At 61.5% G+C, this 1,472-nt stretch carries 1 protein-coding gene; it reads right to left on the reverse strand.

Annotated features, from left to right (window positions below; genetic code table 11):
* Window positions 1–4 precede the first annotated feature (4 nt).
* Entirely contained in the window at window positions 5–1,420 is a 1,416-nt protein-coding gene (gene tnpC / locus PQQ96_RS41940) for an IS66 family transposase (RefSeq protein ID WP_408303282.1), read from the reverse strand.
* Window positions 1,421–1,472 lie beyond the last annotated feature (52 nt).

Raw genomic sequence — 1,472 nt, forward strand, 5'->3', positions numbered from 1 at the left:
GTAACTATTCAGCAGTTAAGGGCGAAGGCACATGACCGGCGAAGCTCAGAGCGAGAGCATCAACAAGCGGACGGCGTTGTTTGCGTAAGGTAGCCAGGTACGATCGGATGGTGCAAAACGCCTGAAGCCCGAGTGCGGTGCGAAAGCATCCCGATACCTTTTGCTTGAGTTTCGGCATGCGAATATCGCGTTCGGCCTGGTTGTTGTCGAACGGCACGCGATGGTCGGCCACGAAACGCCACACCTGGGCCGCGTAGCGCTCCAGACGTCCCAGTAGATTATAGGCAGCGCTTTGCTTGATCCTGCCACGCAGGTCTTCTCGCGTGGGCTCGCGCGCCTGTTGCGGGTTGAGCGTGCGGCCTTCGGCGATTAGCGCCCGGCTGCGTCGCCGATAGTGATTTTTGCGCGCGGCGCTCAGAGCCGTCTTGCCATCGGCAATACTGCGGTCGACCTCGATCTTCGCGTCGCGTAGCAGCCTGATCATTCGCTCGGCCCAACGCTGTTGGGTGGACTCCCATACGAAGATGAGCTCGCGCAGGTGATGGGCGTTGCACAGCGCGTGTTCGCAGTCATAGTTTGCATACGGAACCCAGCCATCGTGCACGGCCACCCCGGCAAACGACGGCAGAATGCCGAAGCTGTCCAGCGCCTCCTGGCCGCGCCTGGTGTGCGAGCCATACCAGCTCAGCGCCTCGGTCGATGCCGTATGTAGCCAGTGCGTCGAGCGTCCAACGCGCATGCTCGTCTCGTCGAAGTGCACCACCGGCGCGCCCTGCAGCGCCTGGTTGATCTGTTCCACCGCCGGCCTCAAGTTGCGGGCAGCATCGTCGATGCAGTTCTGCACCGTGCCGGCGCTCACACTCAGACCGAACAGGTCAGACAGCGCCTGGCGTGCACGGTCGATCGGCAACTGTTGGTATTGCGTCAGATAAACCGCTGCGGCCTTGATCTGGCAACCGTACTGCACCGCTTGGCTCACGTCCCGGGGGAACGTCGCGTGATGAATCTTGCCGCAGCGGCACTGCGCCGTCTCGATACGATGCGCTGTGACTTCAAAGCAAATGGCCGGCAGATCAATCACCTGACGCTCTTCGGGCAGCACCGAAACGCGATCGCGCCCGATCGCATGGCCGCAGGCATCGCATACCGCGGCGACCCGATGAATCTCAACGTGATCGGCCTGCGCGACGCGCTTGAGCGTCTTGCCCGGATGACCCGGCTGAGCCCCGGGACGCGCACCGCTCGCGCCGCGTAGCGACTTGGGCTTGCGCTTCAAACCATCTGATGACGGCGGCTTGCTCGAGTTGTGACTGTCCTTCTCGAGCTTCGCTTCCAGTTCGTTCAGACGCCTCACCAGATCGATGATGAGCGCGTCTTTTTGCTCGTGCGTCAGGTCTTCGATGTCAGGCATCTTCGTCATGTCCAGCACTATGCAGTGCCTGGCTCCGGTTTACAACTGCTGAATAGTTACG

This window comes from Paraburkholderia sediminicola, assembly GCF_046027825.1.
GTDB lineage: Bacteria > Pseudomonadota > Gammaproteobacteria > Burkholderiales > Burkholderiaceae > Paraburkholderia > Paraburkholderia sediminicola_D.

Excerpts from the sequence above, each read along its gene's own strand:
- tnpC (WP_408303282.1), bottom strand. The coding sequence starts at position 1,420 with ATGACGAAGATGCCTGACATCGAAGACCTGACGCACGAGCAAAAAGAC.